The following is an 8,507-nucleotide window of genomic DNA, read 5'->3' as shown; positions in this document are numbered from 1 at the left end:
ACATCGAACTGGAAGCCAACCGTGCGCCGCGCGTCGCGGCCATGAGCCACGACTCGCTGCACGCCTTCTTTCTCGCCGCGCCGCTGATCTACATCGCCACCACACAACTGGCGGCCACCCATGCCAGCGAAGCGGAGATCGAGACGCTCAAGGCGATCCAGGAAGATTTCCGCAAGGCCATCGAAGAGAAGCATGTGGAAAACCGCGTCATCCACAACGACGCCTTCCACCTGGAGATCGGCAGGATGGCCCACAACGACTATCTCATGCCCAGCCTGCGCCGCTTGCTGATCGACCATGCGCGGCTGGGCAAGATCTTCTACCGCCATCCGACCACCGACGACATGCAACGCGACCTGGAACTCGCCTGCGACCAGCACGACCAGATCGTCGATGCCATCCAGCGGCGCGATCCGGATGCGGCGGCGGACATCGTCCGTGCGCATTTCGAGCTGTCGCGCCGGCGCATGGCCGAGTACGCGGCGCCGGCCGGAGTGGAGGTGGCGCTGGTCTACGAGGGTTAGCGAGCCCCCGCGCCACGGCCCCGCCCGAGAAGCGGAGGCGGTCACGCAGGGGATGGTTACCGGGTTCCAATAACAAGAGTCAGGTCCCTGCGATGACGAAAGTAACCCACCTTCCGGCCGACGACCGTTCCTGCGGCTGGTATCACCTCAGCCCGCCGCGGCGGCCGAAGCCGGCCCACTACGGCAGGAGCGCCGCCCGTTGGGTGGTGGTCGGCGCCGGCTTCACCGGCCTCGCCGCCGCGCGCCAGCTGGCGCTGCATTTTCCCGACGAGGAGATCGTCCTGGTCGAGGCCCAGGAAGTCGGCTTCGGTACCGCCGGGCGCAACGCCGGCTTCGCCATCGACCTGCCCCACGACATCGGCGCCGACGACTACATCGGCGACATAGCGACCGCCCGGATCGGCCTGAAGCTCAATCTCGCCGGCCAGTCGCTGCTCCGCGAACAGGTGCAGCGCCATGCCATCGACTGCCAGATGAAGGCCTGCGGCAAGTACCAGGCGGCCGTCGAGGCGCGCGGCGTGGCTGTGCTCGACGCCTACCGGCGCGGCCTCGATCGGCTTGGCCAGGCCTACGAGGTGATCGAGGCGGACGACCTCCCGGGACACATCGGCACCGCTTTCTATCGCAAGGCCCTGTTCACCCCCGGTACCCTGCTGGTGCAGCCCTCGGCCCTGGTCAAGGGCCTGGCCGACAGCCTGCCGGGCAACGTCAGCCTCTACGAACACACACCGATCACCGCCGTGGAATATGGCGACAGGACCCTGCTGAGCCATCCCCACGGCAGCATCCTGGCCGACCGCCTGGTCCTCGCCAACAACGCCTTCGGCATGAGCTTCGGCTTCCTCCAGGGGCGGATGCTGCCGATCTTCACCTACGCCAGCCTGACCCGGCCGCTCGATGCCGAGGAGCAGGCCCGCCTCGGCGGCCGCCCCTACTGGGGCCTGATCCCGGCCGACCCTTACGGCACCACGGTGAGGCGTACCCCGGACAACCGCCTGCTGATCCGCAACAGCTTCAGTTTCAACCCTGACGGACGCAGCGCCGGGAAGTACCTTGAGCGCTTCGCCGTACGCCATCGCGCCTCGTTCCGCCAGCGCTTCCCGATGCTCCCGGAAGTCGGCTTCGACTACACCTGGGGCGGCTCGCTGGCGCTGTCGAGGAACCACATGGGGCACTTCGGCGAGCTGGCGCCCAACGTCTATGGCGCCCTGTGCTGCAACGGCCTGGGGGTAACCCGCGGGACCGTCACCGGGAAGCTGCTGGCCGACTGGCTGGCGGGCGAACGCAACGAGCTGATCGACTTCCTGCTGCGCGCGCCCGGTCCCAGCGGCAATCCACCCGAACCACTCCTTTCCCTTGGCGTGAACCTCAACCTGAGGTGGGGGCAGTATCGAGCAGGTAGAGAAAGCTAGGCATCCCTAGTAACGCGCCCACGGGCGCCGACTTCGATTCAGACGGCCATTGAAGACCGGAGCTGGAGAGCGTTCCAGCCTCGCGGATTCGCTCGGCCCGAATTCACCGGCAGCGGTTAGAACCAGGAGACAATAATGACAAATCCTACGACCTCGATCGAAGACGTACCCCTCAACGCCTTCCACCGGCTGTTGACCCTGCGCTCCGGCGGCGGCTCCTTCGTCGACGGCTACGTGCTGAGCATCATCGGCGTGGCGATGCTGCAGATGACCGCGGCATTGCAACTGAGCAGTTTCTGGCAGGGCATGATCGCCGCCTCGGCGCTGGTCGGCATCTTCTTCGGCGGTTTCCTCGGCGGCTGGCTGACCGACCGCCTGGGCCGCCGCAGGCTGTTCTTCGTCGGCCCCAGCCTGTTCGTCCTCGCTTCCCTGGCGCAGTACGGGGTCGACTCGGCGGCGGCGCTGTTCGTCCTGCGCTTCCTGATCGGCGTGGCGGTGGGCATCGAGTACCCGGTCGCCACCGCCTTGCTGGTGGAGTTCCTGCCGAAGAAGTATCGCGGACCGCGCCTGGCCACCCTGACCATCCTCTGGTTCGCCGGCGCCGCCTTCGCCTACCTGGTCGGCGACCTGATCCTGCGCAGCGGCGGCGAGGACGCCTGGCGCCTGGTACTGGCCAGCACCGCGGCGATCGGCGCCGTGCTGTTCCTGCTACGCATCGGCACCCCCGAGTCGCCGCGCTGGCTGCTGAGCAAGGGCCGCGACGCGGACGCAGAACGGGTCATCCGCCAGGTCTACGGCGAAGCCTTCTCGCTGGCGAACCTGCCCGAACAGGCGCTGGAACGGAAGGTCACCATCTGGCACCTGCTCTACGCCGGCTACGGCAAGCGCATGCTCTTCGTCACCCTGTTCTGGACCTGCTCGGTGATCCCCGTGTTCGCCGTCTACGCCTTCGCGCCCAAGGTGCTGCTGGCGCTGAACCTGAAGGGCGACTGGGCCTCCTACGGTTCGGTGGCGATCACCCTGCTGTTCGTCATCGGCTGCATCATCGCCACCCGCCTGATCAACCGCATCGGCCGGCGCTGCATGCTGCTGCACAGCTTCCTCTGGTCCGGCCTGGCGCTGCTCGGGCTGGGCGTCTTCCACGCCGGCTCGGAGGCGACCATCCTCGGCCTGTTCGGTGCCTACGCGCTGTTCATCGGCGGCGCCCAGGTGCTGCAACTGGTCTACCCGAACGAACTGTTCCCCACCGAGATCCGCGCCTTCGCGGTCGGCGTCGGCACCTCGTTATCGCGCGTCGGCGCCGCGGTGGGCACCTACCTGGTGCCGCTTTCCCTGGAAACCCTGGGTACCGCCCAGACCATGTACGCCGCCGCGCTGGTGACCCTGCTCGGGCTGCTCGTGACCTGGGCCCTGGCGCCGGAAACCCGTTCGCTGAACCTGCAGCAGGCGGCTTCGCTCACCTGAACCACCCGCCGCGGCAGCGTCCGCCGGGTGCGCCGCGGCCCAGCATCCCACAGGAGGAAACCCCGTGAAATTCGAAGGTATCTATACCCCCGCCATCACCCCGCTGAGCGCCGACGGCAGCATCGACACCCAAGCCTTCGCCGAGGTCCTGGAGTTTCTCGTCGAGTCGAAGGTGCACGGCATCGTGATCGGCGGCTCCACCGGCGAGTACTACGCGCACACCGCCGAGGAACGCCTGGCCCTCGCCGCCCACGCCAGCGAAGTCATCGCCGGGCGCCTGCCGCTGGTGGTGGGAACCGGCGCGATCCGCACCGAGGACTCGCTGGCCTACGCCGAAGCCGCCCGCGCCATCGGCGCCGACGCCATCCTGGTCGGCTCGCCGCCCTATGCGCTGCCGACCTCGCGGGAGATCGCCGAGCACGTGCTGGCGGTGGACCGCGCCGCCGGCCTGCCGATCATGCTCTACAACTATCCGGCGCGGATGGGCGTGGAGATGGACGAGGCGTTCTTCGCCGCCGTCGCCGGCTGCCGCAACATCGTCGCGATCAAGGAAAGCTCCGGCTCCACCGCGCAATTGCACCGCCTGGCCTGCCGCCACCCGCGGATCGCCTTGTCCTGCGGCTGGGACGACCAGGCCCTGGAGTTCTTCGCCTGGGGCGCGCGCAGTTGGGTCTGCGCCGGCTCCAACTTCATCCCTGGCGAACACCTCGCCCTGTACCAGGCCTGCGTGGTCGAGAACGACTTCGCCAAGGGCCGGCGCATCATGGCGGCGATGATGCCGCTGATGGACTTTCTCGAAAGCGGTCACTTCGTCCAGTCGATCAAGCACGGCTGCGAGCTGGCCGGCCTGCGCGCCGGCGGCGTACGTGCGCCGCTGAAGGCGCTGGACGAGGCCGGCAAGGCGGCACTGGCGGAGATCGTCGCCAGGCTCAAGGGCGAGGTCGCGCGGATCGTCGAGGGTGGCCGCCATGACTGAGCTGCTGAGCCGGGAGGAATACGCGGCCATCGCCGCGACGCTGGACCTTCCCCAGCGCGCCTTCATCGACGGAGGGTTCCGCGATGCCTGCGGCGGCCGCACCTTCGCCTCGACCAACCCGGCCACCGGCGAGCTGCTGGCGCAGGTCGCCGCCTGCGACGCGGAGGACGTCGGGCACGCCGTGGCCAGCGCGCGGCGGGCGTTCGAGGACGGCCGCTGGCGCTCGCGCACGCCCGCCGAGCGCAAGGCGGCGCTGCTGCGCCTGGCCGAGCTGCTGGAAGAGCACCTGCTGGAACTGGCGGTGATGGAGAGCCTCGACAGCGGCAAGCCGATCCGCGAATGCCAGCACACCGACCTGCCGGAAACCATCAATACCCTGCGCTGGCATGCCGAACTGATCGACAAGATCTACGACAGCACCGCCCCGGTCGGTTCGGCGGCGCTGGCCATGGTGGTGCGCGAGCCGATCGGCGTGGTCGGCCTGGTGCTGCCGTGGAACTTCCCGCTGCTGATGCTCGCCTGGAAGATCGGCCCGGCGCTGGCGGCAGGCTGCTCCGTAGTGGTCAAGCCGGCCCCCGAGACCAGCCTGACCGCCCTGCGCGTCGCCGAACTGGCCAGCCAGGCGGGGATCCCCGCCGGGGTGTTCAACGTGGTCCCCGGCGGCGGCCGCGAGGCCGGCGAACCGCTGGGCCGCCACCCGGACGTGGCGATGGTCAGCTTCACCGGCTCCACCGCGACCGGCCGCCTGTTCCTCAAGTACGCCGCCGAGTCCAACCTCAAGCGGGTGGTACTGGAGTGCGGCGGCAAGAACCCGGCGGTGGTGATGAACGATGTCGAGGACCTCGACCTGGCGGCGCAACACGTGGTCAACGGCGCGTTCTGGAACATGGGCGAGAACTGCTCGGCGTCCTCGCGGCTGATCGTCCACGCCGAGGTCCGCGAGGCACTGCTCGAACGCATCGGCGCGCAGCTCCGCGAGTGGCGCATGGGCGACCCGCTGGATCCGCGTAATCGCCTCGGCGCGCTGGTCAGCCCGGCGCACTTCGAGAAGGTCCGCGCGTACCTCGACCAGGCCAGGACGGAGCGGTTGGCGGTGCGCTTCGGCGGCTCCACCGAGGCTGGCATCTTCGTCGAGCCGACCGTGGTCGATGGCGTCTCGCCGCACAGCCGGCTGTTCCGCGAGGAAATCTTCGGCCCGCTGCTCTCGGTCACCTCTTTCGACGACATCGACGAAGCCATCGCCCTGGCCAACGACACCGTCTACGGCCTCGCCGCCTCGGCCTACACCGGCAGCCTGCGCCACGCACTGCGCCTGTCGCGGGAGATCCGCGCGGGGATCGTCACCGTCAACTGCTTCGGCGAGGGCGACGCCTCGACGCCCTTCGGCGGCTACAAGGAGTCAGGCTTCGGCGGTCGCGACAAGTCGGTCTGGGCACACGACCAGTACACAGAGTTGAAGACCATCTGGATCGACGCTTCCTGAAGCTGTCCGGCCCGCAAGGGCCGGCACTCCCGCCTGGCGGCGAGACCGGACAACCGGGCCGGACAGGCGACCAAGTGCAGACAACACCCATTCTGCATAACGTTCCGTCGCTATGCTGCTGCCTCCACCCTTCCCTTTTCCGCCAGGAACGACACGGAGACTCATCCATGACGGACAACCATATCGATGTACTGATCAACGGCTGCGGCATCGGCGGGGCGATGCTCGCCTACCTGCTCGGCCGCCAGGGCCACCGCGTGGTGGTAGTGGAGCAGGCACGGCGCGAACGCGCGATCAACGGCGCCGACCTGCTCAAGCCGGCCGGCATCCGGGTGGTCGAGGCGGCCGGGCTGTTGGCCGAAGTGACCCGTCGCGGCGGGCGGGTCCGCCATGAGCTGGAGGTCTATCACGACGGCGAGCTGCTTCGCTATTTCAACTATTCCAGCGTCGACGCGCGCGGCTATTTCATCCTCATGCCCTGCGAGTCGCTGCGCCGCCTGGTACTGGAAAAGATCGACGGCGAAGCGACCGTCGAGATGCTGTTCGAGACCCGCATCGAAGCGGTGCAGCGCGACGAGCGCCACGCGATCGACCAGGTGCGCCTGAACGACGGCCGCGTGCTGCGTCCGCGGGTGGTGGTGGGCGCCGACGGTATCGCCTCCTACGTGCGCCGCCGGCTGCTCGATATCGAGGTGGAACGCCGCCCCTACCCGTCGCCGATGCTGGTCGGCACCTTCGCCCTGGCGCCCTGCGTGGCCGAGCGCAACCGCCTGTACGTGGACGCGCAGGGCGGGCTGGCCTATTTCTACCCGATCGGTTTCGACCGCGCGCGACTGGTGGTGAGCTTCCCCAGGGAAGAGTCGCGCGAGCTGATGGCCGACACCCGCGGCGAGTCGCTGCGCCGGCGCCTGCAACGCTTCGTCGGCGACGAGAGCGCCGAGGCGATCGCCGCCGTCACCGGCACTTCGCGCTTCAAGGGCATCCCCATCGGCTACCTGAACCTGGACCGCTACTGGGCGGACAACGTGGCGATGCTCGGCGACGCCATCCACAACGTGCATCCGATCACCGGCCAGGGCATGAACCTGGCCATCGAGGACGCCAGCGCCCTGGCCGACGCCCTCGACCTGGCCTTGCGCGACGCCTGCGCGCTGGAGGATGCCCTGGCCGGCTACCAGGCCGAACGCTTCCCGGTGAACCAGGCGATCGTCTCCTATGGCCATGCGCTGGCCACCAGCCTGGAGGATCGCCAGCGCTTCGCCGGGGTCTTCGACACCGCCCTGCAGGGCAGCAGCCGGGCGCCGGAAGCGCTGGGCGGCGAGCGTTCCTATCAGCCGGTGCGGTCGCCGTCCCTGGAGGCTCCGCGCGGCTGAGCCCTCAGGCGTCCTCGCGCAAGCGCAGCGGGTCCACCAGCCCGGCGGCGATGGCCATGCCCACCAGCTCCGGCAGGGTCTGGGCCTGCATGCGCTTCATCACCCGCGCGCGGTAGAGGTCGACGGTCTTCACGCTGACTTCCAGTTGCTCGGCCACCTCGCGGCTGGTATAGCCGCGCACCAGCGGCAAGAGCACGTCGCGCTCGCGCGGGGTGAGGCTGTCCAGGCGTTCGCGCAACCCGGCGTCGAGATCGCGGTGCCGGCGCCGACGGGCGTGGCGATCGAGGGCCTGCTGCACGCTGTCGAGCAGCAATTGTTCGTTGTAGGGTTTCTCGATGAAATCCACCGCCCCGGCCTTGAAGGCGCGCACCACGATGGGCACGTCGGCATGGCCGCTGACGAAGATCACCGGCAGGTCGATGCCGCGCGCCAGCAGTTCGTCCTGCACGTTCAGCCCGCCCATGCCGGGCATCCGCACGTCGAGCAGGACGCAGGCATGGCGGCCGCCCTCGCAGGCGTCGAGGAAGTCCCGGCCCTGGGTGAAGGGCCGTGCCTTGAGGCCGACCGATTCCAGCAGCCAGACCGTCGATTCGAGCATGCCCTGGTCGTCGTCGACCACGTAGACCAGCGCTTCGTCAGGCATAGCCATCCTTAACCTCCCGTGGCGCCGGCGGCGAGCGGCAGCCGGCAGTTCATGAGCAACCCGCCATCCGCCGGCAGCTCGGCTTCGAGGGTGCCGCCGAAGCCCTCGACGATGCTGCGGCTCATCGACAGGCCCAGGCCCAGCCCTTCCGGCTTGCTGGTGTGGAACGGCGTGAAAATGTGTTCCAGCTGATCCGCCGGCACTCCCGGTCCCTGGTCGCGAACCCACAGGCAGAGCAGCCCGCCGGGCTCGACGCGGCTACCGATGACGACCCGCGACGGCGAGCCGGGATGCGCCTCGCGGTTGGCTTCGATGGCGTTGCGCAGCAGATTGAGGAACACCTGTTCGAGCAGCACGCGGTCGGCATACAGCGGCGGCGGATTGTCGGTCATCGCTTCTTCCACCGCCACTTGCCAGTGCCCGGCTTCCCAGGCGCAGAGGCCGATGGCCTCGCGTGCCACCTGGTTGAGGTCGAGCGCCTGCAGGCGCCGCTGGCCCTTGCGCAGGAAGGCGCGCAGGCGCTTGATCACCTCCGCCGCGTGGCCGGCGTGCTCGCCGATCCGCGCCAGCCCCTCGGCCACCCGCCCGGCGGCCTCGGGCTGGCTGCCGAGGACGGCCAGGTAACGCTGGCT

General features: G+C 69.0%; 7 protein-coding genes and 1 pseudogene. 6 read left to right on the top strand and 2 right to left on the bottom strand.

Annotated features, from left to right (window positions below; genetic code table 11):
• The 6 genes from FFS27_RS23930 to pqsL form a co-directional block, all read left to right on the top strand.
• The coding region (locus FFS27_RS23930) for a GntR family transcriptional regulator (protein WP_137952246.1) at window positions 1–524 on the top strand (524 nt) is incomplete at its 5' end.
• Between the two features lie 92 nt (window positions 525–616).
• On the top strand, window positions 617–1,936 hold the full coding sequence (locus tag FFS27_RS23925) for an NAD(P)/FAD-dependent oxidoreductase (RefSeq protein WP_003101373.1): 1,320 nt from the start codon (window positions 617–619) through the stop codon (window positions 1,934–1,936).
• 135 nt (window positions 1,937–2,071) lie between these two features.
• A complete protein-coding gene (locus tag FFS27_RS23920) occupies window positions 2,072–3,400 on the top strand; it encodes an MFS transporter (protein WP_003129340.1) in 1,329 nt (442 codons plus the stop codon).
• Between the two features lie 64 nt (window positions 3,401–3,464).
• A complete protein-coding gene (locus FFS27_RS23915) occupies window positions 3,465–4,376 on the top strand; it encodes a dihydrodipicolinate synthase family protein (RefSeq protein WP_003093588.1) in 912 nt (303 codons plus the stop codon).
• Window positions 4,369–5,859, top strand: a complete 1,491-nt coding sequence (locus FFS27_RS23910) for an aldehyde dehydrogenase (protein WP_023100796.1) — start codon at window positions 4,369–4,371, stop codon at window positions 5,857–5,859. The genes FFS27_RS23915 and FFS27_RS23910 overlap by 8 nt, the downstream gene beginning before the upstream one ends.
• Window positions 5,860–6,026: 167 nt before the next feature.
• Window positions 6,027–7,232, top strand: a complete 1,206-nt coding sequence (gene pqsL, locus FFS27_RS23905) for an FAD-dependent monooxygenase PqsL (RefSeq protein WP_021265310.1) — start codon at window positions 6,027–6,029, stop codon at window positions 7,230–7,232.
• Window positions 7,233–7,236: 4 nt separating this feature from the next.
• Here pqsL and bfiR read toward each other — a convergent pair whose 3' ends face one another.
• Both bfiR and bfiS read right to left on the bottom strand, forming a co-directional pair.
• Window positions 7,237–7,881, bottom strand: coding sequence for a two-component system response regulator BfiR (gene bfiR, locus FFS27_RS23900; RefSeq protein WP_003129339.1), 645 nt, complete (start codon window positions 7,879–7,881; stop codon window positions 7,237–7,239).
• 2 nt (window positions 7,882–7,883) lie between these two features.
• Window positions 7,884–8,507, bottom strand: a pseudogene (gene bfiS, locus FFS27_RS23895) (two-component system sensor histidine kinase BfiS); the annotation flags it as partial.

Source organism: Pseudomonas sp. 2VD, assembly GCF_005503585.1.
In the GTDB taxonomy this organism is placed as follows: domain Bacteria; phylum Pseudomonadota; class Gammaproteobacteria; order Pseudomonadales; family Pseudomonadaceae; genus Pseudomonas; species Pseudomonas aeruginosa.
Note: the sequence above shows the minus strand (reverse complement) of the source record. Positions and strands in the feature narration are given on the sequence as shown.

Bases quoted from the DNA above. Each gene is read 5' to 3' on its own strand.
- FFS27_RS23910 (WP_023100796.1), top strand. From the start codon at position 4,369: ATGACTGAGCTGCTGAGCCGGGAGGAATACGCGGCCATCGCCGCGACG.
- FFS27_RS23920 (WP_003129340.1), top strand. From the start codon at position 2,072: ATGACAAATCCTACGACCTCGATCGAAGACGTACCCCTCAACGCCTTC.
- FFS27_RS23925 (WP_003101373.1), top strand. From the start codon at position 617: ATGACGAAAGTAACCCACCTTCCGGCCGACGACCGTTCCTGCGGCTGG.
- pqsL (WP_021265310.1), top strand. From the start codon at position 6,027: ATGACGGACAACCATATCGATGTACTGATCAACGGCTGCGGCATCGGC.
- bfiR (WP_003129339.1), bottom strand. From the start codon at position 7,881: ATGGCTATGCCTGACGAAGCGCTGGTCTACGTGGTCGACGACGACCAG.